This window comes from Bradyrhizobium sp. (genome assembly GCF_028868675.1).
Classification (GTDB): domain Bacteria; phylum Pseudomonadota; class Alphaproteobacteria; order Rhizobiales; family Xanthobacteraceae; genus Bradyrhizobium.
Window position 1 is genome coordinate 40042 of the sequence record NZ_JAGWUA010000002.1, and the last position, 26434, is coordinate 66475.

The window sequence follows — 26434 nt, forward strand, 5'->3', positions numbered from 1 at the left end:
GCCGGCGCGGGAGCGTCGACGGTCAATGGGGCAACAAGCAGCGAGTGAGGGATCATGCCGACCAATGACGATGTCCTGAAAGCGCTGGCGGGCGTGGCGGGGCCCGACGGCCGCACGCCGCTGACCGAGACCGGCCTGGTCACAGGCATCAGCATTCGCGACGACAAGATTTGCGTGGCCATCAACGCCGCACCGGAACTCGCGCAGGCGCTGGAGCCGATGCGCGTCGCCGCCGAGGCTGCGCTGAAGGCGTTGCCCGGCGCCGGCTCCGCACTGGTCGTGCTCACCTCCGAGGCGAAGGCCGAGGACGCGCGTCCAAGACCTTCTGCAGCCCCGGCGCGCTCCGGCGGCGGCGTCGATCGGATAAGGCAGATCATTGCGGTCGCCTCGGGCAAGGGTGGCGTCGGCAAGTCCACCACGGCCTGCAATCTGGCGCTGGCGCTGTCCCGGCTGGGGATGAAGGTCGGCGTGCTCGATGCCGACGTCTACGGTCCTTCCATGCCGAAACTGTTGGGCCTGCACACGAAGCCGATCATCGGGCCTGATGGCCATTCGCTGCTGCCGCTGGAGAAATTCGGCGTCAAGGTGATGTCGATCGGTTTTCTGGTCGAGGACGATGCGCCGATCATCTGGCGCGGCCCGATGGTGATGTCGGCGCTGACGCAGCTCTTGCGCGACGTCGACTGGGGCGAGCTCGACGTGCTGGTGGTCGACATGCCGCCGGGTACCGGCGACGCCCAGCTCACCATCGCGCAGAACGTGCCGCTGGCCGGCGCCGTCCTGGTCTCGACGCCGCAGGATCTCGCCTTGCTCGACACGCGCCGCGGCGCGGCCATGTTCCGGCAAGTCGACGTTCCGCTGCTCGGCGTGATCGAAAACATGAGCTACTTCCTGTGCCCGCATTGCGGCGGGCGATCGGACGTCTTCGCCCATGGCGGCGCGAGCTGCGAGGCGGAAAAGCTCGGCGTGCCCTTCCTCGGCGAGATTCCGCTCGACATCGTCATTCGCGAAACCTCGGACGGAGGAATCCCGGTCGTCGCCGGTTCTCCGGAAGGGCCTCACGCAGCCGCCTATCTGGCGATCGCGGAGCGCGTGAGCGCGGCGCTCCGGTCTCCCGCCAGGGCGGAGGCGGACGCCGGCAGGCTCGGGCGGTCCGGCAAGGCCGGTCGGGCCTAGAATTCCGCGCCTGCGCCGGAGATCTTGAGCAGCGCGCGGGCGGCCAGCGACAGATATCGCTGCCTGTGCCGGATCGAATAGAAGCGGCGCTTGGCGACGTGCAGAGGCAAGGCGACCAGCGTGCCTGACTTGATGGAGCCGTCGACCACGAGTCGCGACATGACGGCGAGCCCGGCTCCGGCTTCGACGGCTGCACGTACCGACTCGTTGGAAGGAAGCTCCAGGGCGATGCGGCGCTCGCCGATCTTGACACCGAACTTCTTCAGCGCGGCCTCGAAGGCTTCGCGGGTGCCCGAGCCTGCTTCGCGCGCCACCCAGGGGGCGGCCGTGAGCCAGGCCGAATCGGGCTTGCGCGGGATCCTGATGGTGGGTGCCGCGACGATGACCAGCTGGTCTTCATCCATCGCGCGCGCGACCAGCGCGACATCGCGGACCTCGCCCTCGACGAAGCCGAGATCGACCTCGCCGGCGGCGGCGAGCGCGGCGACTTCCTGCGTGTTGCCGATGGCGAGGCGGACGGAGACTCCCGGGTAGCTCTGTTCGAAGCGATGCAGCCGCGGCGGCAGCCAGTAATTGCCGACCGTCTGGCTTGCCGCAACCGACAGCGAGCCGATCTTCAGCTCCGCCAGGTCGGCCAGCACCTGCTCGGTTGCCCGGCTTCTGGCGATCAGCTCCTTGGCCTCGTCGAGAAACGTCCTGCCGGCCGCCGTCAGTGCGATGCGCCGTCCCAGCCGGTCGAACAACGTCACGCCATGCCGCTTCTCGAGCGCGGAGATCGCGGCACTCACCGCCGACTGCGTCCGGTTCAGCGCGGCCGCGGCATGGGTGATGTGCTGTCGTTCGGCGACCGCAATGAAGATTCGTAACTGCTCGAGGGTCAATGCGGATGTCCTGGCGGTCCGCGCTCGGCGGATGAAGAAGGCGCGGGTACGGCCCGGCCGCCCGTCTTCATATCACCGCGCCGGGCGGAAGTCTCCGCGATCCGCTCGCCCGTTCAGGCGAGCCACCGGATCATCGCAAGCGTCGTCAGGCTGATGAAGAGGGTGGAGAACAGCCCGAGCAACAGCGGGCGCACGCCCTTCGATCTGATGTGGCGGATGTTCGTGTGCATGCCCATCGCCGCCATGGCCATGGAGAGCAGGAAGGCGGTCGCCGCCGAGATGCCGCTCATCTGCTCGCGCACGAAGAGAGCCGCCAAGTCTACGGGTGTGCCGTCCGTGTGCGGCATGGCGACGAAGCTCGCGACGCCGACCATCGCGAGAAAGCCGAGGAGGAACCAGGGAAACGGCGGCCGCACCTTGACGTCCGCGCGGCCGAACCCGAAGCGGACGCTCATCTCGCCCAGGGCAATGATGACCGGCGCCATCATCGCCACGCGCGTGAGCTTGGCGATCGCGCCGACCCGCAGCGCTTCGGGGCCGCCGTCGAAGGCCGTCGCCATCACCTGGGCCACCTCGTGGATCGAGGCGCCGGCCCACAGGCCGAAGTCTCGCGGAGTGAGATGCAGGAAGCCGTTCGCGATCGGATAAAGCAGGATAGCGGCGGTGCCGAACAGGGTGATGCTGGCGATGGCGTAGGCCGCGTCTTCGTCATCGCCCTGCACGGCAGCCTTGGCGGAGATGATCGCCGAGGCTCCGCAGATCGACGTCCCGACCCCGACGAGCAGTGCCAGGCCGCGCGGCACGCCGAGCACCCGGCCCAGCGGCACCGTGACGAACAGCGTCGACAGGAGACCGGCAGCGATCAGGGCGATGCCGGCGCCGCCGACCTCGATGGCCTGTTGCGCCGTAATCTGCAGTCCCAGGAGAATGATCGAGAAGCGCAGGATGCGACGGAGCGAAAACGCCACCCCCTCGCTCGCAGCCGCCGGCAGCCCGACGGCATTGTGCACCAATGCGCCGAGAATGATCGCCATGATCATCTGGTAGTTCTTCAGGAAGCCGATGTTGTGCGAAGCGAGATGCGCGATCAGGGCAATGCCGGCCGTGACCGCCAGGCCCGGCGCGAGCGCAAGAATGATATTTCTGCGTCCGCTCGCGCGGACATCGACTGCGACGCTCGACATGAGACGACTCCTCCGTCACCTCATGCGCTCCCCGGCTAAACAAATCCAACTCATTGTATGGATGAAATTGATCGATTTTATCGAATAACGTTCATGACTGACGATGGTGCGGACGCGGTGCCGGTAGCATGGTCCGCCGTCCGCAACCCGAATCGCGCATCGTCATCGTCGCATACGCGATTCGAGTCGTGTCGCGACGACTCAGTGTGCCATCCCGACAGCGCAATGCTTGATGCGCGTCGGCAGCGCTATGGCGCCTGGCAACGCGATTCGCGCGGCGCTCGCGCGCGATGATCCTGCTCGCTTCGTCGCGCGCGACATCCGCGGCGTCACGATCGTCGTGATCGAACGAGTTCGCGAAACGCACCTCGGTTTTGATACAGCGCAACGCCGAGCAATCGTCATTGGCGTATGCGATTTCAAAATTGACGTTGCTGGTCACATGCACAGAGAGCCAAAGAAGACTCCTGACGGCCCCAACCTCGGTGGATCGACCACTGGGGCTTTCGCGGCGCTGATCGCAGATTCCCTGCATTTCGTGCTTTACGAGCCGCACGCGCGTACCGTCAGAGGTATTTACGCCCCGATGAGCTCGCATCGTTGTCGCGTGTCGCGCGCTCTGCATTCGGCGCCGTCAATGCGAGGCGCGATATGTCGCCTCATTCTTACCGCGCCGTCAGCGGCATCGAAAAAATTCCGTCGCAGCGACCTAACCTCGGTCAAGCCGCGCGAAGCGGCGGCCTCCATCGAGGTGCCGTCGGCAGTTGCCCGTCATTCCCGATCTGGAAATCCCATCCATGCCGAGCAGTGCGCCCGTACGTCACTCTCGCCATGCGCGGGTATTCGAACACTACCGGTTAGACCCACAGGAGCGTGAAATGAAATCACTATTGAAGATGTCTGTGGCCGCGGGGGCTTTGCTTTGTTTTGGCGGAACCGCAGCGTTCGCGGCTGAAAGCCTCGAAGACGTGATGAAGCGGCGCAACCTCAGCCAGAAGGACGTACTCGCGGCGGCCAAGACCTACGTGCCGACCGGAGGGCGCGACGAATTCCTCGTGTTCTCCTCGGGCGGCCAGTCCGGGCAGATCATCGTCTACGGCGTGCCGTCCATGCGCATCCTCAAATACGTCGCCGTGTTCACGCCGGAGCCGTGGCAGGGCTACGGCTACGATGACGAATCGAAGAAGGTGCTGGCGCAGGGCGCCATCGACGGCCGCAATCCCAACTGGGGCGACACCCATCATCCGGCTCTGTCCGAGACAGGCGGCAAACCCGACGGCGAGTTCCTGTTCATCAACGACAAGGCGAATCCGCGTATCGCCGTCGTGTCGCTGAAGGACTTCGAAACGCGACAGATCGTGACGAACCCGATCATGCAATCGGAGCACGGCGGTACCTTCGTGACGCCGAACTCCGACTACGTGATCGAAGCGGCGCAGTATCCGGGCGTTCTTGGCCGCGGTTACGCGCCCCTCTCGGAGTTCAACGACAAGTTCCGCGGCGCGATCACCTACTGGAAGTTCGATCGTTCCAAGGGGCAGATCGACACGGCGAAGTCGTTCTCGATCGAGCTGCCGCCCTACACGCAGGATCTGTCGGACGCCGGCAAGGGCCCGTCGGACGGCTGGTCGTTCACGAATTCGTTCTGCGCCGAGCGCTATGTCGGCGGCATCGAGCAGGGCAAGCCGCCCTTCGAAGCGGGTTGCTCGGCCAACGACGCCGATTTCCTCCACGTCATCAACTGGAAGAAGGCGGCAGAAGTTGCCGCAGCCGGCAAGACGACGAAGATCAACGGTCACGACGTGATCTCGATGCAGACCGCCATTGCGGAAGGTCTCGTCTACCTGATCGCTGAGCCCAAGTCGCCGCATGGAGCGGACGTCACGCCGGACGGAAAGTACATCATCGTCGGCGGCAAGCTCGACACCAACGTATCGGTCTATTCGTGGGAGAAGATCAAGGCGGCGGTCGACGCCAAGCAGTTCGCTTCCAAGGACGCCTATGGGATTCCGATCCTCGACATGAAGCAGGTTCTGCACAAGCAGGTTCAGCTTGGCCTCGGACCGCTGCACACCCAGTTCGATTCCAAGCCGTGCATCGCCTACACCTCGCTGTATGTCGACAGCCAGGTCGCGAAATACGACTATTGCGAGGGCAAGGTGCTCGACAAGCTGTCGGTGCACTACAACATCGGCCACTTGACCGCGATGGAAGGCGAGAGCGCCGCGCCTGCCGGCAAGTACCTCATCGCGCTCAACAAGCTGGCGATCGACCGCTTCAACCCCGTCGGTCCGCTGCACCCGCAGAACCATCAGTTGATCGACATTTCCGGCGACAAGATGGAGCTCTTGTACGACATGCCGCTGCCGCTCGGCGAACCGCACTATGCCGCGGCGATCGCCGCGGACAAGCTGAAGCCGCTGGTGCGCTACAAGTACGGAACCGACAGCCGCACGGAGCAGGACAGCGCGTTCGCGGTCCGGCCGGGATCCGAGAAGATCGTGCGTGAGCCCGGCAAGGTCACGGTCTTCGGCACGGCGATCCGCTCGCACTTCACGCCCGAGATCGTCGAGGTGAGCGAAGGGGACGAAGTCACCTTCCATTGGACCAATGCCGAGCGCGCCGAAGACGAGACGCATGGCTTCGCCGTGTCGACCTACGTCGGCAACCTCAGTCTCGAGCCGGGCAAGACGGCCTCGGTGACCTTCAAGGCCGACCGTCCCGGTGCCTTCTCCTACTACTGCACCGAATTCTGTTCGGCGCTGCATCTGGAGATGGAAGGCTACCTGATGGTCAAGCCGAAAGGACTTGTCGAGCAGGTTGCGGCGAAGGCGACGCAAGGCGCGGTCTACGCCAAGGCCGACTATGACAAGCAGTACAAGACCAACCTCGATACGCAAGGCGTCATCGACACCGTGGTCAAGTACATCCTGTCGACGAACTACAAGGACTTCCCGACCGTCGTGGCGCTGGTCGACGATGCGACCGATCAGCTCAACTTCGTGAAGGACGCGCGCACCAAGGCCGAAGACGCCGCCAAGAAGGAAGACTGGCAGCAGGCCACCCTCTGGGCCAACCAGTGGTGGCAGTACCAGGTCAAGGCCGCCGACATCGGCCTGCGCGTCAAGACCTATCTCGAGGAGCACGGCGCGAAGACCGTCGCGAAGTGAGCTGACGCGAAGCAAGCAACGGCCTCGCCGCCATCGTCTTTGGCGGCGGGGCGCAAGAAGCCAGAAGATCAATCTCGAAGCCGGGCGCATTGGTTGCGCCCGGCCCGATCCCGGGTACACGATCATGAAGCCAATCCGTTTCTTCGCAGTCATCGCGGTCCTCGTCACGGCGTCGCCGGCGCTCGCGCAGACCGCGGCCTCACCTGCTGCGCTCGATGGCAAATCGCTGTTCCGGATCAAGACCTGCGTCGCCTGCCACGGGCGGGACGGCGCGAAGGCAATCCAGAACTATCCCGACCTCGCCGGGCAGGATTCGAAATACATGCAGGCGCAGATGGCCGCGATCGCCGACGGAAGTCGCGTCTCCGGTCCGGATGCGCGCGGCTATCCGCGCACGCAGGGCATGAAGGACGTGATGCATCTGACGAGCCCCGAGGAACGTGCCGCGATCGCGGAATTCCTGGCGAGCCAGCCCGCGCCGAAGCCGCGTCCGCTCGATCCGGCTCCGGACGCCGCGCGGCTCACCGCCGGAAAGGACGCCTATCTGAAGGGCGGTTGCGCGACCTGCCATGGCGCGGACGGTTTGAAGCCACTGGCGACATATCCGCTGATCGCGGGACAGAAGCGCGACTACATCGCGCTGCAGATGACGGAAATTCGCGATGGAATCCGCAAGGGCGGCAAGGTCGCCACCATGGTTCCGTTCGCCAAGAAGCTCGACGATGCGAAGATCGGCCTGATCGCCGATTACCTGTCGCAGGTCGAGCGGGCGCCGAAATAGGCGCAGGACCCGAGAGACACGGAGAACGACGACGATGAACAAGACTTTATTGGTGGGCATTCTCGCTGCTGCCCTGGCTGGAACCAGCCTGGTGAACGCAGCCGGACCTGCAGTCGACCAGCAGAAGTTCGAGGAGAACAAGCAGAAGAAGGAGTGGATGAGCCAGGGTGGCGAGCGCGAAGAGGCGCTCACGCTGAAGCCCAACAAGGACAATGGCCGCGAGGTCTACGAGGTCTGCTCGGCCTGTCACCTGCCGGAAGGATGGGGCCTGGTCGACGGGACGTTCCCGCAGCTTGCCGGCCAGCATCGGTCCGTCGTCATCAAGCAGCTCGCCGACATCCGCGACGGCCACCGCGACAATCCGACGATGTATCCGTTCGCACTGCCGTCGGAGATCGGCGGCACGCAGGCGATCGCCGACGTCTCCGAATACATCGCGACCCTGAAGATGAACCCGGAGAACGGGGTCGGCAAGGGCGACGATCTGCAGCTCGGCGCGAAGCTCTACGCCGACAATTGCGTCCGCTGCCACGGTCCAGACGGCGCTGGCAACGCCGACAAATACTATCCGCGCATTCAGGGCCAGCACTACGAGTACCTGGTGCGGCAGTATCGCTGGATCAGGGAAGGCAAGCGGCGCAACTCGAATCCCGAGATGGTCGAGCAGATCAAGAACTTCACGGACAAGGACACGCTCGCCGTGCTCGATTACGTCTCGCGCCTGAAGCCGCCGGCCGATCTGGTCGCGCCGAAGGGATGGAAGAACCCGGACTTCAAGTAGGTCCCGGCGTTTCGGCCCAGGAATAGGATTGCGGAATTGGATTGCGGTCCGTCCCGTCGGCAGCACGGCCGACGGGCGGGGCTATCGCAATGCGGGAGATCTGTTCATGACGACGTCCATCAGCCCGTCCGGAAGGAGATCCACGAGTTCGCCTGCGAGCTCAGCATTCCGGCGAAAATGGGCGATGCCGCTGATGCGCGTCGCCTCGCTCGTTGCCCTGCTGGCGCTCGGGGCGTCGTTCTTCGTGCCGGTCTGGTGGGTGTCGCTGAAGGCTCCGAATTATCCGGCGCAGACCTTCCCCCAGGGTGTCCGCATCAACTTCCACGTCAACCGCATCTCCAACGGCTGCGCGATGCGGGAGTCGAAGGAGGTCCTGGAGAAGGAGGCGCTCGACTGCGTGCACGAGATGGACACGATCAACCATTTCGTCGGCATGTATCCGATCGCGTCCGGAGGTCCGGTCGAGAAGCTGCTGTCGCCGTTCCTGTTTTCCTTCCTCGGCGTCCTGATCGTCGGCTTCGCGATGCCCGGCGTGCGGCTGCGAACGGCGGCGATGGCGCTCGGCTTCGGCGGGATCGCGGTGTGGATGTCGGTGGCGCTGTTTGCGCCGAACGGCGTCCGCTATCTCGATCGCGGCTGGGTGGTGGGCCTCGTCGACAGCCTCGGGCGCGCGGAGGACGAGGCCACCAACGAGCAGCTCCATCCGGTGGTGAAGCAGCTCAAGGAATCGCTTGCCAGGAGCCATCTCGGCGAGGCGCCGGCGCCCAAGGCCGAGAGCAACGCCAGCAAGGACCAGCTGATCCAAGTCCTCAAGGCCGTCTACGAGCAGAAGGCGCCCGTCAGCCTGACCGAACCGGCGCCGGTGTGGACCGGTCGCGGCATCGACGTGATGGCGTGGCACTATGAGGAGAGTCTTGGGCGCTGGTTCAACGAGCCCGCCAAGAACGAGCGGCTCGTCGCGATCATGAAGACGTCGCTCTACGTCGTGTATGGCGTCGTCCTGGCGGCGATGCTGGTCTTCCTGTGGGTCGCCCGCAAGCCGCGCTCGCTGCTGTTCTATGCGCTCGGCGCCATCCCGATGATCCTGCCCGTGGCCTTCGTCATGGAATACGCGGCCTGGCTCTGGTGGTACGGTCACAGCCTCAACGCGATGGGCGCGTTCACGCTCAAGCCGTTCATGCCGACGGTGTTCGGCGACGGCAAGGTCGCGCAGTTCTCCACGCACTCCTATCCGTACACCGGCTTCGCGCTGATGTGCGTGGTCGGGGCGGCGATGGCGGTTGCCCTGCTGTTGCGCCGCGCCGCGCCGAACGCGGTGAAGGACTAGGGCAATGCCGGCGCTGCCGCGACTGCCGGGCTGGGCGAAGGGCGGCGCCCTCGTCCTCTCGGGGCTCGCGGTCGCCGCGCTCGTGGCCGTCGGCTTCGGCAAGATCGCCGTCACCTTCGGCGTCTATGACCTCACGCGCGACGCCGGCTTCGCCGACCATCATCCGCCGCCGCCGGATCCGCGCTCGGAAGCCGAGTTGGAGAGCCTGCGCCGCTTCCCGCGAGGTGCGACGGCGCTTCAGCCGCTGATCGACGCCACCCCGACGGGTGGCGTGCTGCACCTTGCGCCCGGCATCTACGCGGCTCCCGGCATCGTCGGCCGGCCGCTGCGCATCGAGGGTGAGCCGGGCGCCGTCATCGACGGCGGCGGGGTCGGCTCGATCATGACCGTGGCCGCGGACGACGTGCAGGTCATCGGGCTGACCTTCCGCAATTCCGGCGAGCGGCATGAATCGACCGACTCCGCCCTGCGCCTGCGGGGCAAGCACGGGATCTTCCGCGACAACGTCATCGAGGACTGCCTATTCGGCTTCGAGCTGAAGCAGTCGGACATGAACATCATCCGGCGCAACCGCATTTCGTCGAAGGATCTGCCCGAGGCGTTGCGCGGCGACGCCGTCCGCGTCTGGTACTCCAACGGCAACCGGATCGAGGACAACGACATCGTCCGCACGCGCGACACGGTCGTCTGGTATTCGAAGGAGAACACCATCGACGGCAACCGGATCCGCGACAGCCGGTACGGCGTGCACCTGATGTATGCGCATCAGAACAACCTGCGACGCAACGTTCTCGTGGCGAACACCGTGGGCGTATTCCTGATGTACGCCAACGACAACGTGCTGGCCGACAACGTCATCCATTACAGCCAGGGGCCGTCGGGCATCGGAATCGGCTTCAAGGAATCCTCCGGCGCCCGCATCGAGCACAACGACGTGTTCGCCAATGCGCGCGGCCTGTTCATGGATGCCTCTCCCTACGACCCCGACTCGCCCAATCTCTTCGCCGCCAACCGTTTTGCCTACAACGGCGTCGCCATCGCCTTCCACTCCGGCTGGGAGGGCAATACCTTCAAGGACAACGCCTTCCTCGGCAATCACGCCCAGGCCATGGTCGCCGGCGGCGGCTCGGCGCAGCGCAACGTCTGGGCCGGGAACTTCTGGGATTCCTACGACGGATTTGATCGAAATCACGATGGCGTCGGCGATACGCCCTACCGTATCTGGACCTGGGCCGACCGACTGTGGATGGACGTGCCCGATGCGCAGTTCTTCCGTGCCGCGCCGTCGCTCGAGATGATCGATCTCGTCGAGCGCCTCGGTTCGCTCATGGAGCCGCGCCTCGTGCTGTCGGATCCCCTGCCGCGCGTCGGCGCGGTCGCCGCGGCGGGGCCACGTGGCGTGGCCGTGAGAGAGGTCTTGCAATGAAGGACGGTGAATTCGACGCTCCCGCTCCGCCGGCGAAGGCTGCGTCGCGGGTCGACGAGGAGCGTCGGCGCATGTTGCGCTCGGCCGCGGTCGGCGGCGCCGTGGCCTGCGCGGCCCTGCTGGGCCTGCTCGACCATCGCGTGGCGCGGGCCGCGCCGCGGCTTCGGCCGCCCGGAGCGCTCGACGAGGAGGATTTTCTCGCCGCCTGCATCAAGTGCGGACAATGCGTGCAGGTCTGCCCGGTCGACGCAATCCGGCTCGGCGACCTGAACGAGGGGCTGGCCAACGGCGTTCCGCACATCGTGGCCCGGCACCAGGCCTGCGACTTCTCCTGCGACGCCACGCAATGCGTCCTGGCGTGCCCGACCGGTGCGCTGAGCCACCTGATCGACCGCAAGGAGCAGACGCGAATGGGCGTGGCGCGCCTCGCCGCGCCGGACGCCTGCCTCGCGCGCAAGGGCGCGGGCTTCAAGGGCGCCACGCGCGGCGCTGATTTCAAGGGACGTCTGCGTTATGCCGAGATCGACCGGTGGAAGCCGCAGCCGGTCGCCGATCATCCCTATGATCTCGAGCTTTGCGATCTCTGTGTCCGGCAGTGTCCGATCGAGAACGCAATCGCGCTGGCGCCCATGTCGGACGATCCGAAGGACCATCGCCGCACCCCGGTGGTGAAGGACGCCTGCGTCGGTTGCGGCGTCTGTGAGATGGTCTGCCCCGTCGAGCCGGCGGCGATCCGCATCGAGGTCCGCATCACCGGTCGCGATCCCGGAGGACCCAGCGCATGAGCAACAGACTGATCGCGCGCAAGCTGCGGGATCTGGCGCTGATGTTCGGCGCCGCCCCGAAGAAGCCCACTCCGGAGGACATGACCGAAGACGCGCGCGACATGCTCGCCTTCAAGAAGAGCCCCGAGCAGCGCAAGTGGCGCAAGGCCGCGATCGCGAGCGAGCGCGCCGAGGCGGCGGTGTCGCACAAGTGGCGCTGGATTCGCTGGGCGACGATCTTCGGCTTCAACGGCCTGTTCGTGGCCTCGTACTGGCTGGACCTGCAGCTCTTCGAAGGAGCGCTGACGGCCTCCCGCGTGCTGGGCTTCCACCTCGCCGACCTCAATTCGTCGCTGCAGCTCATGCTCGCGCACAAGCACGTCGTGGTCAATCTCGTGATCGGCGTGACGACGGTCTGGCTGATCTACGCGGTGATCGGCGGCCGGAATTTCTGCTCATGGGTCTGCCCGTACCACTTCCTGGCCGAGCTCGCGGAGATGGTGCATCTGAAGCTCGCGGCGAAGAAGCTGGTGCGCGACCACGAGCTCGATCGGCGGCTGCGTGTCGTCATGTTCTTCGTGTTCGCCGTGCTCGCCTTCGTCTCCGGCTATCCGCTGTTCGAGGCGATCTCGCCCGTCGGCATCCTGTCACGCGCGCTCACCTACGGCACCGTGATCAGCCTGATCTGGGTGGCGCTGCTGCTGCTTGCCGAAATCGTCTGGTCGCGGCGGCTGTGGTGCCGCTACATCTGCCCCGTCGGGCTCGGCTATGGCCTCGCCGGCGTCGCGGCGCCGGTACGGATCATGTACGACGCGGACAAGTGCCTGCACGAGGGCAAATGCCGGCAGGTCTGTCTCGTTCCCCACGTCCTCGACATGACCAAGCTCGGTTTTGCGCGCGATGTCGAGACCCCGGTCGGTGCCGATTGCACGCGTTGCGCGATGTGCATCGACGTCTGTCCGACCGGTGCGCTCACCTTCGACATTCTCGGCCTGGCGCGCTCCGGCGTCGAGGACACGCCCGAGGACGTCGGGTCATGATTCTCGTCGACGGGCTGACCAAGAGGTTCGGCGCCACGCGCGTGCTCGACGGTCTGTCGATCGAGGCGCCTTCGGGTCAGCGCATTGCGCTGGTCGGCTCGAACGGCGCCGGCAAGACCAGCCTGTTCCGCTGTCTGCTCGGGGAATACGCCTGTCAGGGATCGATTTCCGTCGATGGACTGGATCCGCGCCGCGACCGCGCGCGGCTGCTGCGAACCATCGGATTCGTGCCGCAGATCGCGCCGCGGCTGGAAACGCCCGTCGGGGCCTTCATCCGCTATGTGGCCGAAGTGTCGGGCGCCTCGGTCGACGAGATCGAAGCGGTCGCGACCAGCCTCGGTCTCGACGTCGCCGCCGTGCGCAAGCGCGCCTTCGTGCGGTTGTCCGGCGGCATGAAGCAGAAGCTGATGATCGCGCTGGCGCTCGGCCGGCCGACCAGGCTCCTGATCCTCGACGAGCCGACCGCGAACCTCGATCCGGCAGCGCGCGCGGGCCTGTACGATCTGCTGGCGGCGCGCGGCCGGCACACGGCCATGATCATCTCGAGCCACCGCATCGACGAGATCGCGCCTCTGGTGGACCGGGTCGTGGAACTCGACCGCGGACGCATCGTGCTCGACGATACCGTGAGCGACGCCGGTGCATTGGGATCGACTTTCTTCGCGCAGATCGAAACCGGCCGCCCCGAGGAAAGCTTTGCGCGCGCGGCGCGCGAATGGGGTCTGGCGCAGGTCGAGGAGCGGCGCTGGCGCGGCACGATCGCCGGGCCCGACAGGCTGCGGTTCCTCGGCTTCGTGGCGCGCCATGCCGGGCGGCTTGCCGGCGTCGAGTTGCGCGAGGCTCATCGGGAGAACGGCAATGCCGATACGCATTCCGCCTGAGACGCGCCCTGGTGCGACGCGCCGCCGCTTCGTCTGCATGGGGCTCGGCCTCGCCGTTGCCGGCGGCCTTGCCGGCTGCTCGGAGGCCCGGCCGGCGCCGCGGGCCGTGCGGCTGAAGCGCGAGAGCTGCGACCATTGCGGCATGCCGATCGGCGATACTCGCTTTGCCAGCGAGATCTGGAATGCCGAATACGGACGGGTGCGGGTCTACGACGATTTCGGCTGCGCGGTGCTCGCCGCGTCCGCGCGCAAGGAGCTCGACCGGGCCGAAATCGCCTTCTGGGTCGCCGACGAGAGCGACCCTTCGCGCTGGCTCGACGCGCGCACGGCGCATTACCGCAGCGGCGTCGCCACGCCGATGGGGCACGGCTATGCGGCCGGACCCGAGCGCGATCATCCCGTCGACTACGTGACCGCCTACACCGCCATCTGCGCCAAGGCGCTCTGCGCCGGTGCGACCTGAGGTGACCATGCTGCTCGCTTCGCCCGACATCGCGCGCGATCTGCAAGACTCCGGCCTCGGATCCGGATTGGCGGCGACGTTCCGCCTCGAGGTTTCGCAGGCGCTGCGCGCCCGCTGGTTCTGGGCTTATGCCGCGGTGTTCTTCGGTCTTGTCGGCCTGCTCTTGGTGTTCGGCCTGACGGAGTCGCGCGTGCTCGGCTTCACCGGCCTGTCGCGCACGCTGGTGGCCTATATCCAGCTCTCGATGGCGATCCTGCCGATCTTCGTGCTCATCACCACGGTGCGGTCGCTGGCCGGGGACCGGGAAGCCGGCGTGTACGAATACGTGCTCGGACTGCCGGTCGGGATCGGCGGCTGGTACGCCGGCCGCTTCTTCGCGCGCTACGCGCTCGCGGTCGCGCCGGTGCTCGGCGCGCTCGTCTCGGCGGTCGCCTACGGCGCGGCGCGCGGCGTCGCCATTCCCTGGGTGGAACTCGGCTTCGACATCGGACTTCTGCTCGCCATGATCCTCGCCTTCGTCGGACTGGGCTTCTTCATCGCGTCGGTGGCGAGTTCGGTGGATCTGGCCCAGACGGCGGCCTTCCTGTTGTGGCTCGTGCTGATCCTCGGGCTCGATCTCGTTCTGCTCGGCGTCCTGATCCGCGATCGCATGCCGGTCGAGGGCGTCGTCGCCATTGCACTGCTCAATCCGTTGCAAGTGTTCCGGATCGGGTCCATGGTCCTATTCGATCCGCAGCTCGTCCTCCTGGGCTCGACGGCCTATGCCGTCTTCGACGTCTTCGGCCGGGTCGGCTTCATGGTCTGGTCGCTCGCTTACCCCCTCGCGCTCGGAATCGGCGCAGCCTATGCGGGTTTCCTGGTATTCCGACGTGGAGATCTCCTGTGACGACCTTGGCATCGACCGGTTCGATCGGAACGTGGGTCTTGGGCGCGCGGCCGCGAACGCTCGCGCTGTCCGTCACTCCGGTGGCGGTGGGACTGGCCTATGCCGCCGCCATGTATGGAGCAATCGACCCGATACCGATCATCGCTGCGCTGGCATCCGCGATCTTCATCCAGATCACGACCAATCTCGCCAACGATTCGGCGGATGGCGGCCGCGGCGCCGACAAGTCGGAGCGGCTGGGACCGGTGCGGCTCGTCGGCGCCGGGATCATGTCGGCCCCGCAGGTCCGGCGCGGCGCCATCGTGACCAGTCTCGTCGCGGTGGCCTTCGGCGCCGTGGCGGTCGCCTACGGCGGCGCACCGATCCTGGCGATCGGCCTGGCGTCGCTGCTGGCGGCCTGGGGCTATTCCTACGGGCCCTGGCCGATCAGTGCCAGCCGCTTCGGTGAGGTGTTCGTCATCCTGTTCTTCGGCGTCGTGGCCACGACCGGCATCGTCTGGCTCGGCGTGCATCGCGTCGATGCGACCTCGGCGCTGCTCGGCATCGCGACCGGTCTGCCGGCCGCCGCCGTTCTGACCGTCAACAACCACCGCGACCGCGTTCAGGACGCCGCCTCGGGCCGCCGGACGCTGGCGATGTATCTCGGACCGCGCGGTACGCCGTTCCTCTACGCCGTCGAGCTCGCGGCGGCGGCCGCGATCGCAGGCGTCGCGCTCTGGCCGATCAATCGCGCCGGTGCCGTCATTGCCGTGGCGGCGTTCGGATTTGCGCTCTATCTCGGCCATCAGCTCGCCCGCGCGCCGATCTCGCGCGCGCTGAACGCGATGCTGTCCGCGACGGTGCATTTCCAGGTCGGGCTCGCGGCCGCCATCGTCGCCGTCCTCGTGATGAGCGCCCGATGATCCGCTTCGCCGCAGCGCTCATCGCCGCGGCGGCGTGGACGTCCGCGCTTGCGGCCGACTTCGTGCCGTCGGCGCCGAGGCCGATCGAATTCGTCGTGCGCGACCGCAACGGCGATGCGCGTACGGCACCGCAGTTGCGCGCGCGCCTGACGGTGCTGCATTTCTGGGCGAGCTGGTGCCTGCCGTGCCGCGACGAGCTGCCGGCCCTGCAGTCGCTGCAATCCGACCTCGCGGGAGACGGCGTGCGCGTGGTCGCGGTGTCGGTCGACCGGTTGGGCTGGGACGCGATCGACCGCACGACGGTAAAGCTGGATGTGCGCGGGCTCGAACTCTATCACGACCGCGACCGCGAGGCGACCGCTGCCCTCGGCGTCGAGGCGCTGCCGACGACGATCCTCGTCGATGCAGAGGGCCGCGAGGTCGCGCGCATGCGCGGGCAGGGCGAGTGGGGCAATCCCGACGTCCGGCGCGATCTCCTGCGCTTTCGCGATGCGCCCTGAGGCTCAGGCGGCCGGCTTTCGCGCCGAGTGAACGGCGGCGATGCCGAACGAATAGTCCCGCCATTCTACGTCCACCAGCCCGCTCGATGCGATCATGGATGCGAACTCCGCCTGATCGGGAAAGCGCCGGATCGACTCGACGAGATAGCGATAGGCGTCGCGGCGCCTGGAGACGATGGCGCCGAGCAATGGGATCGCGGTGCGCGACCACAGGCCGTAGAACGGTCGCAGCCAGGCCTGCGGCGTCGAGAATTCCAGGCAGAACAGACGCCCGCCGGGCTTCAAGACCCGTGCGATCTCGGCGAGCGCGTCGTCGACGCGCGTCGCATTGCGGATGCCGAACGAGATGGTGATGAGGTCGATGGACGCATCGGGGAAGGGGAGGCGCTCCGCCTCCGCGGCGATCCACCGAAGGCCGTCGGCGCCGGGCCGTCCTCGCCCGGCGCGCATCATCTCCGGCGAGGGATCGACGACCAGCGTGCGGGCGCCGGCGGACGCGAGTGCCAGCGCGATGTCGCCGGTGCCGCCGGCGAGATCCACCGCGATCTCGCCCGGCCGCGCCGCCGCGAGGGCGACAAAGGCGGACTTCCAGAGCCGGTGAATCCCCATGCTCATGAGGTCGTTCATCACATCGTAGCGCGGCGCCACCTGCGCGAAGGTGCGCCGGATGAGCTGCTGGCGCTGGTCGACCGAGACCGTGGCCGCGCCAAAGCTGCGCGCAAGCTTGTCGCCGGCGCTCATGTCATCTCGCCAGCATGGAGGCGCGGATGCGTTCCGCGAGCGCGCCGCCGTCGAGGTCGTGCGGATAGCGTCCGACGATCGCGCCGGAGGGATCGGCAAGAAATATCGCCGCGGTGTGGTCGACCGAATAGGAATTCTTGTCCTTGAGCTCGACCCGGGCGTATTTGACCCGCCACTGGGCCGCCAGAGTCGCAAGCTGATCCGGGTGAGGCGACAGGCCGACCATGCGCGGGTGGAAGTAGCCGACGTATTCGGCGACGACGCCGGGCGTGTCGCGTTCGGGATCGACGGTCACGAACACCGGCGTGATGCGCTCGCCGACAGGGCCGAGCACATCGAGCGCCTGGCCCATGCTCTGCAGCGAGATCGGGCAGATGTCGGGGCAGTTCGTGTAGCCGAAATAGACGAGCTTCCAGCCGGCAATGTCGCCGGCTGCGATCTCGCGCCCATCCTGCCGCACGCCGAACAGCTCGGCGGCCTGCGCGGGACACGACGGCGCGGCCAGCAGGCAAAGCACCGCGGCCAGGACGGCGAACAGCCGGCGAGACACGCGCACACGATCTGCCTCCGGTGCCAGGGCAGGGGAGCAATGCGGAACCATGATCATGGCGGCATAGGAGCCCACAAGCGCCATTGCCGCCTTGATGCGAGTCAATGGACCGTCATCGGACGCCGATGTGGAGTGCCTTCCCTACAGCGCGACGCTGCGCAGGCCGAAGCTGCGGGCCTCGTTCTGCAGCACCGGGCGGACTGCGTCGACCAGGCGGGCTGCAGCCGCATCGACGGACAGTCCGGCGGTGTCCACCACCGCCGCCGCGCGCGAATACAGCGGCTCGCGGCTGAGCAGGATGTTGCGCAGCTCCGTCATCGCCGAGCGGTCGTCCGCCATCGGGCGGAGGTCGCCCTGCCGGCGCACGCGCGCCATGTGCTCCTCCGGCTCGGCCTTCAGCCAGATCGTGTAGAACGACGACAGGATCTGGTCGAAGGTCAGGGGCTCGGAGACGATGCCGCCGCCGGTCGCCAGCACCATCAATTCGCTACGCGCAAGCAACTGCTGCAGCGCCGCCTGCTCCATGCGGCGAAATCCTTCCTGGCCGTACAGCGCGATGATCTCGGCGACCGACAAGCCGTTCTGCTGCTCGATCTCCTTGTTGAGTTCGACGAAGCCCCAGCCGATCTTCTTCGCCAAGATCCTGCCGAGCGTGGATTTGCCGGCGCCGCGCAGGCCGATCAGCGCGATGCCGCAGAACGGTGCGCGCCGCGGTGTGTGCGCGCCGCCGCCGGCGAGCAGGTCCTTGGCCTGCGCGACCTGGCCGGGCGTCGCTTTCCGCAGGAGATCGCGGAACATCGGCCAGTCCGGCGTCGGATCGACGGTGGGAAGCAGATCCTCCAGATGCGCGCCCATCGCGTCCGACACGCGCCGCAGCAGCACGATCGAGACGTTGCCCTTGCCGCTTTCCAGTTGTGCAATGTAGCGCTCGGAGATGCCGGATACTTTCGCGAGCACCTTGCGCGACATGCCGCGCAGCGCGCGCATGGTGCGGACGCGCTGGCCGAGCTGTTCGAGAAATTGGGCTTCGGCGTCGGGACTTTCGGTCATAGGCTTTCTTTAGCGGATGTCCGGCGGCGCAATTGTCGGAAACATAATGCCTGATGGCATTGACAGCAAGCGCCGACGGTGTCTTTCTATGAATTATAATTCAAATTTCGAGGGAGAAGTCCGTGAGCGAGGCATCCTACAACGCGGTGACCTGGCTGCTCGATCGCAATGTCGGGGAGGGCCGGGGCAACAAGCTGGCGTTCGACGACACCGTTTCCAGGCTCACCTATGGCGAGCTGCGCGAGCAGACCTGTCGCGCCGCCAACATGCTGCGCCGTCTCGGCGTCCGCCGCGAGGAGCGCGTCGCGATGATCATGCTGGATACGGTCGATTTCCCGACCGTGTTCCTGGGCGCGATGCGCGCCGGCATCGTGCCGGTGCCGCTCAACACGCTGTTGACGTCGGACCAATATGCCTATGTGCTCGCCGACTGCCGCGCGCGCGTGCTGTTCGTCTCCGACGCGCTCTATCCCGTGGTCAAGGACATGGTCGGTCGCTTGCCCGATCTCGAGCATGTCGTGATCGCCGGAAGCAAGATGAACGGCCACAGGCAACTCGCCGAGGAGCTTGCGCCGGAGAGCGCCGCGTTCGCCACCGCCGCGACGCATCCGGACGAGCCGGCCTTCTGGCTCTATTCCTCCGGCTCGACCGGCATGCCCAAGGGCGTGCGGCACCTGCATTCCAGCCTGCAGGCCACCGCCGACACCTACGCCAAACAGGTGCTCGGCATCCGCGAGGACGACGTCGGTCTCTCCGCGGCAAAGCTGTTCTTCGCCTACGGGCTCGGCAATGCGTTGACCTTCCCGATGTCGGTCGGCGCCACCACGATTCTGAACATCGAGCGGCCGACGCCGGCGCGGATGTTCGAACTCCTGAACAAGTACAACCCGACGATCTTCTACGGCGTGCCGACGCTGTTCGCCGCGATGCTGAACGACGAGAGCGTGAAGGACGCGCGTGCGGGCAATCGGCTGCGCATCTGCACCTCGGCGGGCGAGGCGCTGCCGGAATCGGTCGGCCATGCCTGGAAGGCGCGCTTCGGCGTCGACATCCTCGACGGCGTCGGCTCGACGGAATTGCTGCACATCTTCCTGTCGAACGCGCCCGGCGACATCAAGTACGGCTCCTCGGGGCGGCCGGTGCCGGGCTACAAGGTGCGGCTGGTCAACGAGGCCGGCGAGGACGTGCCGGACGGCGAGGTTGGCGAGATGGTGGTGGACGCGCCCTCGGCCGGTGAGGGCTACTGGAACCAGCGCAGCAAGAGCCGCCGCACCTTCGAGGGCCACTGGACCCGTACCGGTGACAAATATGTCCGCGATGCCGATGGCCGCTACAATTTCTGCGGCCGTTCCGACGACATGTTCAAGGTTTCCGGCATCTGGGTCTCGCCGTTCGAGGTGGAGAGCGCGCTGATTACGCACCCGGCCGTGCTGGAAGCCGCCGTGGTGCCGGAAGCCGATGCCGAGGGCCTGCTGAAGCCGAAAGCCTTTGTCGTGCTGCGGCCCGGCAGCAAGGCGAGCGAGTTGCAGGAGGCGCTGAAGGAGCACGTCAAGCAGAAGATCGGCGTCTGGAAATATCCGCGCTGGATCGAAACGGTGGACTCGCTGCCGAAGACCGCCACGGGAAAGATCCAGCGCTTCAAGCTCCGCGAAGGCGCGCATTGATGATGCGCGGCCGAGACGAATCCTTCGTTGGAGCCGCTCGCTCCGCTCTGCTCCCGCCCCTCACGCCGACCGGCTTCCTCGCCATCGACGGCGCGAGCCTCGAATACAGATGGCTGGCGCCGCAGGCTGCGGATGCGCCTGCCATCGTCATGCTGCATGAAGGGCTCGGCTGCGTCGGCCTGTGGGGCGACTTTCCGGACCGGCTGCAACAGGCGACCGGTGCCGGCGTGTTTCTCTATTCGCGCGCGGGCTACGGCCAGTCGAGCCCGGTAACCTTGCCGCGGCCGCTCGACTATATGCATCGTGAGGCGACGGAGGTGCTGCCGAAGATCCTCGACACGATCGGCTTCCGTCGCGGGCTCCTGCTCGGCCATTCCGACGGCGCCTCGATCGCCGCGATCTATGCCGGCGCGCATCAGGATCATCGCCTGCAGGGCGTGGCGATGATCGCGCCCCATTTCGTCGTCGAGGACATCTCCGTGAAGTCGATCGCAGCGATCAGGACAACCTACGAGACCACGGAGCTGAAGGCGAAGCTCGCGCGCTGGCACAAGCATGTCGACAACGCCTTCTACGGCTGGAACGGCGCCTGGCTCGATCCAAAATTCCGCGAATGGGATATTTCCGACTATCTCGCCTACATCCGCGTCCCCGTTCTGGTCGTGCAGGGCATGGACGACCAGTATGGCACGATGAGGCAGGTCGAGATTGCGCGGGAAGAGTGCTATTGTCCGGTAGATTTGAAAGTCATTTCAGGCGCGGGACATTCCCCGCATCGTGAGGCGCCGGGGGCGACGCTTGACGCGATCGTACGATTTGCAGAGGCGGCCTTGCGCGACGATCGGGGTCCGGCAGGGCGTGTCGCATGAACCATCGGGGCTCTTCCGCCGATGAGCCTGCAATCCGCGCGCGATCCATTGCCGTGCGCGCCGCAGGCACTGCGCGCCCTCAGCGCTCGCAAGGCGACCGCGTCCGGCGAGGCTTTGCCGACGGCTTTCCGACCGAGGCGTTGTCGGCGCTGTTGCAGGCCAAGCTCGGCCATCCCCAACTCTGCAAGGCCGATTGGATCGCGCTGGCCTCGGTGACTCGCGTATGAAGCAAAATGCATATATCGTAAATTCTTGACTGGACGCGCGTCAAAAGATGCATTATTGTGCATATAACGGTAAAACCGAAGCTCATCACTAATCTTCAAGGGTAGCTCATGGCCGGGGAAGACCGTCGCCTCGCTGGCGGGGCGACATTCATCGACTTTCAGACCGAGCCGTCGCGCTATCGGCACTGGAAGCTCGCCGTCGATGGCGAGGTCGCGACGCTGACCATGGACGTCGACGAGAATGGCGGCCTTCACGAAGGCTACCTGCTCAAGCTCAATTCCTACGATCTCGGCGTCGACATCGAGCTTGCGGATGCCGTGCAGCGTCTGCGCTTCGAGCATCCGCAGGTGAAGGTCGTGGTGCTGCGCTCGGCCAAGAACCGCGTGTTCTGCGCCGGCGCCAACATCCGCATGCTCGCCGGCTCGACCCACGCCCACAAGGTCAACTTCTGCAAGTTCACCAACGAGACGCGCAACGGCATGGAGGATTCGTCCGAGAATTCCGGCCAGCGCTTCATCACGGTGGTGAACGGTTCGGCCGCCGGCGGCGGCTACGAGCTCGCGCTCGCGACCGACCACATCATCCTCGCCGATGACGGCTCGTCCGCGGTCGCGTTGCCCGAAGTGCCGCTGCTCGCGGTGCTGCCGGGCACCGGCGGGCTCACCCGCGTCGTCGACAAGCGCAAGGTGCGCCGCGACCACGCCGATTTCTTCTGCACCATCGAGGAAGGCGTCAAGGGCAAGCGCGCTGTCGCATGGCGCCTGGTCGACGAGATCGCGCCGAACTCGAAGCTCGAGGGCAAGATCGCCGAGCGCGCGAAGGAATTCGCGGCCGGCTCGAAGCGCAACGGCGACGGCAAGGGCGTCGCGCTGACCCCGATCGAGCGCATCATCGGCGGGGCCGGCCTGCGCTACGGTTTCGTCAGCGTCGACATCGACCGCACGGCGCGCATCGCCACCGTCTCGATCAAGGCGCCGGAGGCGGCTCCGCCCGCCGCCATCGACGCCGTGCTGGCGCAGGGCGCCGCGTTCTGGCCGCTGCAGGTCGCGCGCGAGCTCGACGATGCGATCCTGCATTTGCGCGCCAACGAGCCCGAGACCGCCATGCTGGTGTTCAAGAGCCATGGCGATGCCGCCCATGTGCTCGCCTGCGACGCCGTGCTGGAGGCCAACAAGTCGCACTGGCTGGTCAACGAGATCAGGCATTACTGGAAGCGCGTGCTCAAGCGCATCGACGTTACTTCGCGCACGCTGGTGACGCTGGTCGAGCCGGGCTCGTGCTTTGCCGGCACGCTCGCCGAACTGGTCTTCGCCGCCGACCGCTCCTACATGCTGATCGGCACGCGCCAGGGCGACAACCGTCCGCCGCCCGCGATCGAGCTATCGACGATGAATTTCGGTCCCTATCCGATGAGCCACGGCCTGACGCGACTGCAGGCGCGCTTCCAGGCCGATCCCGCCGACCTCGAGCGCGCCAGGGCGCGCATCGGCGACGCGCTGGACGCGGAAGCGGCCGAGGCGCTCGGCCTCGTCACCTTCGCGCTCGACGACATCGACTGGGACGACGAGATCCGCGTCTTCTTCGAGGAGCGCGCGAGCTTCTCGCCCGACAGCCTCACCGGCATGGAAGCGAATTTGCGCTTCGTCGGGCCGGAAACCATGGAATCGAAAATCTTCGCGCGCCTGACGGCGTGGCAGAACTGGATCTTCCAGCGGCCGAACGCGGTCGGCGAGGAAGGTGCGCTGCGCCGCTACGGCAGCGGGCAGAAGCCGAAATTCGACATGACGAGGGTATAGCGAGTGGGAAGTGGCGAATAGCGAATTGGGAATGCCATTCGCTACCCGCCATTCGCCGATCAGAGATCCGCAGCCAACTTCTGAAACGAACAAGTCCCCACTGGGAGATGCGCCATGAACATGAACATCATGAACGTCGACTACTCGACCAAGATTCCGAACAACGTGAATCTCGCCGAGGACCGCCAGGTGCTGAAGGCGCTGGAAGGCTGGCATCCCGGCTACATCGACTGGTGGCAGGACATGGGGCCTGAAGGCTTCCAGCAGTCGCTGGTGTACCTGCGCACGGCCTATTCGGTCGATCCGCGCGGCTGGGCCAAGTTCGACTATGTCAGGATGCCCGACTATCGCTGGGGCATCCTGCTTGCTCCGCAGGAGGAAAATCGCGTCGTGCCGTTCGGCCGGCACTACGGCGAGCCGGCCTGGCAGGAGGTGCCCGGCGAATATCGCGCCATGCTGCGCCGCCTGATCGTAATCCAGGGCGACACCGAGCCGGCCTCCGTCGAGCAGCAGCGCCATCTCGGCAAGACCGCGCCCTCGCTCTACGACATGCGCAACCTGTTCCAGGTCAACGTCGAGGAGGGCCGCCACCTCTGGGCCATGGTCTATCTGCTGCAGAAATATTTTGGCCGCGACGGCCGCGAGGAGGCGGACGAGTTGCTGCGCCGCCGCTCCGGCGACGCGGACGCGCCGCGCATGCTCGGCGCCTTCAACGAGGCGACTCCGGACTGGCTGTCCTTCTTCATGTTCACCTATTTCACCGACCGCGACGGCAAGATGCAGCTCCACAGCCTCGCGCAGTCGGGCTTCGATCCCCTGTCGCGCACCTGCCGCTTCATGCTCACCGAAGAGGCGCATCACATGTTCGTCGGCGAGACCGGCATCACCCGCGTCGTGCAGCGGACCTGCGATGCGATGCGGGCGGCCGGAATCACCGATCCGACCGACATCGCCAGGGTACGGGCGCTCGGCGTGATCGACCTGCCGACCATCCAGAAGAAGCTGAACCTGCACTACACGCTGTCGCTCGACCTGTTCGGCTCGGAGGTCTCGACCAACGCGGCCAACGCCTTCAACGCCGGCCTCAAGGGCCGCTATCACGAGACGCAGATCGAGGACGACCACCGCCTCGAGAGCAGCACCTATCCGGTGCTCAAGCTCGTCAACGGCGAGATCAAGCGCGTCGACGAGCCGGCGCTGACCGCGCTCAACATGCGCCTGCGCGACGACTACAGCCAGGACTGCGTCAAGGGCCTGTTGCGCTGGAACAAGGTGATCTCGACGGCCGGCTACGAATTCCAGCTCAAGCTGCCGCACGTCGCCTTCCATCGCCACATTGGCGAGTTCAAGGACGCGCACGCCACCCCCGACGGCATCCTGATCGACGACGCCACCTGGACGAAGCGCAAGGACGAATGGCTGCCCTCGGCCAGCGACGGCGACTTCATCGCCTCGCTGATGAAGCCGGTCAGCGGGATAGGCGAATACGCCCCATGGATCTCCCCGCCCAAGGTCGGCATCGACAACAAGCCCGGCGACTTCGAATACGTGAAGATCGAGACATGAGTGGGCGGAACTGACGCTGCCGCAACGATCTCGATGTCGTCCCCGCGAACGCGGGGACCCATACCCACAGGCAGTGGTTATAGCGCGAGATCGAAGTTAAGAATCTTCGCCAAACCGCTCCCTGTGGTTATGGATCCCGGGTCGCGCTTCGCTTGCCCGGGACGACAGCGGAGCATGGGGCGCGGCCTGCGCACCCGTCTCAGCTATCCCAGCCGCTGCCCTTGATGCCCGGGTTGGCATAGACGATGCCGCCGTCGACCGCGATGGTGGCGCCGACGACGTAATCGCCGGCGCGTGAGGCGAGATAGATCGCAGCCCCCGCCATGTCCTCGTCGGTGCCGATGCGGCCCGCCGGCACGCGCGTTGCGACCTCGTCGCCGTGGTCGCGCGCGGCGCGGTTCATGTCGGATTTGAACGGGCCCGGCGCGATCGCCGTGACCACGACGTGATCGGAGATCAGCTTGGCCGCCATGCGCCGCGTCAGATGGATCAGCCCGGCCTTGCTCGCGGCATAGGAATAGGTCTCCATCGGATTGACCATGATGCCGTCGATGGAGGCGACGTTGATGACCTTTGCCGGCCGCTCGGCGCTCGCCGCCGCGCGCAACGGCCGGGCCAGCGCCTTGGTCAGGAAGAACGGCGACTTGACGTTGAGGTTCATCACCTTGTCCCAGCCGCTTTCCGGGAATTCGTCGAACGCCGCGCCCCAGGCCGCGCCCGCATTGTTGACGAGGATGTCGAGCTTCGGCTCGCGCTTGGTGATCTCTCCCGCCAGCATCTCGACGCCGGCGAGGCCCGAGATGTCGATCGGTAGCGCGATGCACTCGCCGTCATATTGCGCCGTCAATTCCCTGGCGGTGGCCTCGCAGGCGGCTGCCTTGCGCGCGGTGATGTAGACGCGCGCGGCGCCTTGCGCGAGGAAGCCGGCCGCGATCATCCTGCCGATGCCGCGCGAGCCGCCGGTCACGAGCGCAACGCGCCCCTCCAACGAGAACAGATACTTGAACATGATGCCTCCATTGCTGGGACGCTGTGTGGGCCGCTGCTTGGGGAGAGTCAAGAAAGCCTCCCCATCGTCGTCCTGGCGAACGCCAGGACCCATAACCACAGGGAGAAGTTTGGCGAAGGCTGGTCGTTCGGGATTGGCACCAGGCGCAGTCGATAGATCACGCGGTATGGGTCCTGGCGTTCGCCAGGACGACGGTCGGAGTTGAACTACGCCGCCGCGATCCGGCGAAAACCGTTCCACATCGCGGTGGCGGCGCCGGAGGTCAGCACCGGCAGGATACGGGCGTCCTGGTAATTTCCGTTCAGCGACACGCGCGGCAGCGCGGTCAGTTGCCCGGCGCTCTCGGAAAACAGCATGCCGGGCCGCGTCGTCACCGCGGTCTTGAAGCCGGCGGCGCGGGCGAGCGCGAATTCGCGTTCGCCGGCGGCATCGCGCTTGCCATAGGGATAGGCGAAATGCAGGACCGGACGCTGCAACGTCTCTTCGAGGCGGGTCCGGCTGACCGCGATTTCCTGCGCGGCGATCTCCTCGCTCTGCCTGGCGAGATTGCAATGGCTGATGCTGTGGGCGCCGATCGTGACCAGCGGATCGTCCGCCAACGCCTTCACCTCGTCCCAGGACAGGCAGAGCTCGCGGCACGGCGCGGTGACGTCGACGTCGTGCCGCGCGCACAATGCGGCGATCTCGCGCTGCAGATCATGCTCGCCGGGCAGGGCGTGCAGCCAGTCGTGCAGGCGGTCGTACGCCGCCTGCTTGGCGTGAGTCGTCGCAGTGTCGAGGCGAAGCGCGGCGTTGCCGA

At 66.4% G+C, this 26434-nt stretch carries 26 protein-coding genes; 19 read left to right on the forward strand and 7 right to left on the reverse strand.

Annotation, left to right across the window (positions count from 1 at the left end; genetic code table 11):
- The first annotated feature begins 54 nt into the window (after positions 1 to 54).
- Positions 55 to 1176, forward strand: coding sequence for an Mrp/NBP35 family ATP-binding protein (locus KGM94_RS00700; protein ID WP_300253868.1), 1122 nt, complete (start codon positions 55 to 57; stop codon positions 1174 to 1176).
- Here KGM94_RS00700 and KGM94_RS00705 read toward each other — a convergent pair.
- Positions 1173 to 2057 (reverse strand): LysR family transcriptional regulator, encoded by an 885-nt coding sequence (locus KGM94_RS00705; RefSeq protein WP_300253870.1) that lies wholly within the window; start codon positions 2055 to 2057, stop codon positions 1173 to 1175. The two genes, KGM94_RS00700 and KGM94_RS00705, sit on opposite strands and share 4 nt — an antisense overlap.
- 113 nt (positions 2058 to 2170) lie before the next feature.
- Positions 2171 to 3241, reverse strand: a complete 1071-nt coding sequence (locus tag KGM94_RS00710; protein WP_300253872.1) for a putative sulfate exporter family transporter — start codon at positions 3239 to 3241, stop codon at positions 2171 to 2173.
- Between the two features lie 232 nt (positions 3242 to 3473).
- On the opposite strand from KGM94_RS00710, the gene KGM94_RS00715 reads away from it, so the two are divergent.
- From KGM94_RS00715 to KGM94_RS00775, 13 genes are all read left to right on the forward strand, one after another.
- Positions 3474 to 4118, forward strand: coding sequence for a hypothetical protein (locus KGM94_RS00715; RefSeq protein ID WP_300253874.1), 645 nt, complete (start codon positions 3474 to 3476; stop codon positions 4116 to 4118).
- Between the two features lie 94 nt (positions 4119 to 4212).
- Positions 4213 to 6411, forward strand: coding sequence for a Sec-dependent nitrous-oxide reductase (gene nosZ / locus KGM94_RS00720; RefSeq protein WP_300253875.1), 2199 nt, complete (start codon positions 4213 to 4215; stop codon positions 6409 to 6411).
- Between the two features lie 124 nt (positions 6412 to 6535).
- Positions 6536 to 7192, forward strand: coding sequence for a c-type cytochrome (locus tag KGM94_RS00725; RefSeq protein WP_300253876.1), 657 nt, complete (start codon positions 6536 to 6538; stop codon positions 7190 to 7192).
- Between the two features lie 34 nt (positions 7193 to 7226).
- Positions 7227 to 7973, forward strand: a complete 747-nt coding sequence (locus KGM94_RS00730; RefSeq protein WP_300253877.1) for a c-type cytochrome — start codon at positions 7227 to 7229, stop codon at positions 7971 to 7973.
- A 184-nt stretch (positions 7974 to 8157) separates the two neighbouring features.
- The gene (locus KGM94_RS00735; protein ID WP_300253879.1) at positions 8158 to 9300 is read left to right on the forward strand and encodes a hypothetical protein; all 1143 of its coding nucleotides are present in this window, start codon (positions 8158 to 8160) and stop codon (positions 9298 to 9300) included.
- A 4-nt stretch (positions 9301 to 9304) separates the two neighbouring features.
- Positions 9305 to 10726, forward strand: coding sequence for a nitrous oxide reductase family maturation protein NosD (gene nosD / locus KGM94_RS00740; RefSeq protein ID WP_300253880.1), 1422 nt, complete (start codon positions 9305 to 9307; stop codon positions 10724 to 10726).
- Positions 10723 to 11511 carry a 4Fe-4S dicluster domain-containing protein gene (locus tag KGM94_RS00745; RefSeq protein ID WP_300253882.1) on the forward strand — a complete coding sequence of 263 codons (789 nt, stop codon included), beginning with the start codon at positions 10723 to 10725 and terminating at the stop codon, positions 11509 to 11511. Before nosD ends, KGM94_RS00745 begins: the two co-directional genes overlap by 4 nt.
- The gene (locus tag KGM94_RS00750) at positions 11508 to 12530 is read left to right on the forward strand and encodes a NapH/MauN family ferredoxin-type protein (protein WP_300253884.1); all 1023 of its coding nucleotides are present in this window, start codon (positions 11508 to 11510) and stop codon (positions 12528 to 12530) included. The genes KGM94_RS00745 and KGM94_RS00750 overlap by 4 nt, the downstream gene beginning before the upstream one ends.
- A complete protein-coding gene (locus tag KGM94_RS00755) occupies positions 12527 to 13411 on the forward strand; it encodes an ABC transporter ATP-binding protein (protein ID WP_300253885.1) in 885 nt (294 codons plus the stop codon). The genes KGM94_RS00750 and KGM94_RS00755 overlap by 4 nt, the downstream gene beginning before the upstream one ends.
- Positions 13389 to 13874, forward strand: coding sequence for a hypothetical protein (locus tag KGM94_RS00760; protein ID WP_300253887.1), 486 nt, complete (start codon positions 13389 to 13391; stop codon positions 13872 to 13874). Before KGM94_RS00755 ends, KGM94_RS00760 begins: the two co-directional genes overlap by 23 nt.
- Before the next feature lie 7 nt (positions 13875 to 13881).
- Complete coding sequence (locus KGM94_RS00765; protein ID WP_300253889.1) at positions 13882 to 14760, forward strand: ABC transporter permease subunit; 879 nt, start codon at positions 13882 to 13884, stop codon at positions 14758 to 14760.
- Positions 14757 to 15662, forward strand: a complete 906-nt coding sequence (gene menA / locus KGM94_RS00770) for a 1,4-dihydroxy-2-naphthoate octaprenyltransferase (RefSeq protein ID WP_300253891.1) — start codon at positions 14757 to 14759, stop codon at positions 15660 to 15662. Before KGM94_RS00765 ends, menA begins: the two co-directional genes overlap by 4 nt.
- Positions 15659 to 16162, forward strand: coding sequence for a TlpA disulfide reductase family protein (locus KGM94_RS00775; RefSeq protein ID WP_300253893.1), 504 nt, complete (start codon positions 15659 to 15661; stop codon positions 16160 to 16162). Before menA ends, KGM94_RS00775 begins: the two co-directional genes overlap by 4 nt.
- A 3-nt stretch (positions 16163 to 16165) precedes the next feature.
- Here the strand turns inward: KGM94_RS00775 and KGM94_RS00780 are convergent, their stop codons facing one another.
- From KGM94_RS00780 to KGM94_RS00790, 3 genes are all read right to left on the reverse strand, one after another.
- Entirely contained in the window at positions 16166 to 16903 is a 738-nt protein-coding gene (locus KGM94_RS00780; RefSeq protein ID WP_300253895.1) for a class I SAM-dependent methyltransferase, read from the reverse strand.
- A 1-nt stretch (position 16904) separates the two neighbouring features.
- The gene (locus tag KGM94_RS00785) at positions 16905 to 17459 is read right to left on the reverse strand and encodes an SCO family protein (protein ID WP_300253897.1); all 555 of its coding nucleotides are present in this window, start codon (positions 17457 to 17459) and stop codon (positions 16905 to 16907) included.
- Positions 17460 to 17594: 135 nt separating this feature from the next.
- Positions 17595 to 18503, reverse strand: a complete 909-nt coding sequence (locus KGM94_RS00790) for a helix-turn-helix transcriptional regulator (protein ID WP_300253899.1) — start codon at positions 18501 to 18503, stop codon at positions 17595 to 17597.
- A 122-nt stretch (positions 18504 to 18625) separates the two neighbouring features.
- On the opposite strand from KGM94_RS00790, the gene KGM94_RS00795 reads away from it, so the two are divergent.
- The 5 genes from KGM94_RS00795 to boxB all read left to right on the forward strand — a co-directional run bounded on the left by KGM94_RS00795 (position 18626) and on the right by boxB (position 24626).
- Entirely contained in the window at positions 18626 to 20167 is a 1542-nt protein-coding gene (locus KGM94_RS00795; protein ID WP_300253901.1) for a benzoate-CoA ligase family protein, read from the forward strand.
- Entirely contained in the window at positions 20167 to 21036 is an 870-nt protein-coding gene (locus KGM94_RS00800; protein WP_300253903.1) for an alpha/beta hydrolase, read from the forward strand. The genes KGM94_RS00795 and KGM94_RS00800 overlap by 1 nt, the downstream gene beginning before the upstream one ends.
- Positions 21033 to 21263 carry a hypothetical protein gene (locus tag KGM94_RS00805; RefSeq protein ID WP_300253905.1) on the forward strand — a complete coding sequence of 77 codons (231 nt, stop codon included), beginning with the start codon at positions 21033 to 21035 and terminating at the stop codon, positions 21261 to 21263. The genes KGM94_RS00800 and KGM94_RS00805 overlap by 4 nt, the downstream gene beginning before the upstream one ends.
- Positions 21264 to 21371: 108 nt before the next feature.
- A complete protein-coding gene (boxC, locus tag KGM94_RS00810; protein WP_300253907.1) occupies positions 21372 to 23060 on the forward strand; it encodes a 2,3-epoxybenzoyl-CoA dihydrolase in 1689 nt (562 codons plus the stop codon).
- 114 nt (positions 23061 to 23174) lie between these two features.
- Entirely contained in the window at positions 23175 to 24626 is a 1452-nt protein-coding gene (boxB, locus tag KGM94_RS00815; protein WP_300253909.1) for a benzoyl-CoA 2,3-epoxidase subunit BoxB, read from the forward strand.
- Between the two features lie 199 nt (positions 24627 to 24825).
- Here boxB and KGM94_RS00820 read toward each other — a convergent pair whose 3' ends face one another.
- Entirely contained in the window at positions 24826 to 25635 is an 810-nt protein-coding gene (locus KGM94_RS00820; protein WP_300253910.1) for an SDR family oxidoreductase, read from the reverse strand.
- A gap of 206 nt (positions 25636 to 25841) precedes the next feature.
- Positions 25842 to 26434 (reverse strand): polysaccharide deacetylase family protein (locus KGM94_RS00825; protein ID WP_300253911.1); only part of this gene is annotated, 593 nt, incomplete at its 5' end.

Bases quoted from the DNA above. Each gene is read 5' to 3' on its own strand.
- KGM94_RS00760 (WP_300253887.1), top strand. From the start codon at position 13,389: ATGCCGATACGCATTCCGCCTGAGACGCGCCCTGGTGCGACGCGCCGC.
- KGM94_RS00745 (WP_300253882.1), top strand. From the start codon at position 10,723: ATGAAGGACGGTGAATTCGACGCTCCCGCTCCGCCGGCGAAGGCTGCG.
- KGM94_RS00820 (WP_300253910.1), bottom strand. From the start codon at position 25,635: ATGTTCAAGTATCTGTTCTCGTTGGAGGGGCGCGTTGCGCTCGTGACC.
- nosD (WP_300253880.1), top strand. From the start codon at position 9,305: ATGCCGGCGCTGCCGCGACTGCCGGGCTGGGCGAAGGGCGGCGCCCTC.
- KGM94_RS00805 (WP_300253905.1), top strand. From the start codon at position 21,033: ATGAACCATCGGGGCTCTTCCGCCGATGAGCCTGCAATCCGCGCGCGA.
- KGM94_RS00735 (WP_300253879.1), top strand. From the start codon at position 8,158: ATGCCGCTGATGCGCGTCGCCTCGCTCGTTGCCCTGCTGGCGCTCGGG.
- KGM94_RS00755 (WP_300253885.1), top strand. From the start codon at position 12,527: ATGATTCTCGTCGACGGGCTGACCAAGAGGTTCGGCGCCACGCGCGTG.
- KGM94_RS00715 (WP_300253874.1), top strand. From the start codon at position 3,474: ATGCGCGTCGGCAGCGCTATGGCGCCTGGCAACGCGATTCGCGCGGCG.
- KGM94_RS00765 (WP_300253889.1), top strand. From the start codon at position 13,882: ATGCTGCTCGCTTCGCCCGACATCGCGCGCGATCTGCAAGACTCCGGC.
- KGM94_RS00725 (WP_300253876.1), top strand. From the start codon at position 6,536: ATGAAGCCAATCCGTTTCTTCGCAGTCATCGCGGTCCTCGTCACGGCG.
- nosZ (WP_300253875.1), top strand. From the start codon at position 4,213: ATGAAGCGGCGCAACCTCAGCCAGAAGGACGTACTCGCGGCGGCCAAG.
- boxC (WP_300253907.1), top strand. From the start codon at position 21,372: ATGGCCGGGGAAGACCGTCGCCTCGCTGGCGGGGCGACATTCATCGAC.
- KGM94_RS00775 (WP_300253893.1), top strand. From the start codon at position 15,659: ATGATCCGCTTCGCCGCAGCGCTCATCGCCGCGGCGGCGTGGACGTCC.
- boxB (WP_300253909.1), top strand. From the start codon at position 23,175: ATGAACATGAACATCATGAACGTCGACTACTCGACCAAGATTCCGAAC.
- KGM94_RS00800 (WP_300253903.1), top strand. From the start codon at position 20,167: ATGATGCGCGGCCGAGACGAATCCTTCGTTGGAGCCGCTCGCTCCGCT.
- KGM94_RS00780 (WP_300253895.1), bottom strand. From the start codon at position 16,903: ATGAGCGCCGGCGACAAGCTTGCGCGCAGCTTTGGCGCGGCCACGGTC.
- KGM94_RS00700 (WP_300253868.1), top strand. From the start codon at position 55: ATGCCGACCAATGACGATGTCCTGAAAGCGCTGGCGGGCGTGGCGGGG.
- KGM94_RS00730 (WP_300253877.1), top strand. From the start codon at position 7,227: ATGAACAAGACTTTATTGGTGGGCATTCTCGCTGCTGCCCTGGCTGGA.
- KGM94_RS00750 (WP_300253884.1), top strand. From the start codon at position 11,508: ATGAGCAACAGACTGATCGCGCGCAAGCTGCGGGATCTGGCGCTGATG.
- KGM94_RS00790 (WP_300253899.1), bottom strand. From the start codon at position 18,503: ATGACCGAAAGTCCCGACGCCGAAGCCCAATTTCTCGAACAGCTCGGC.
- KGM94_RS00710 (WP_300253872.1), bottom strand. From the start codon at position 3,241: ATGTCGAGCGTCGCAGTCGATGTCCGCGCGAGCGGACGCAGAAATATC.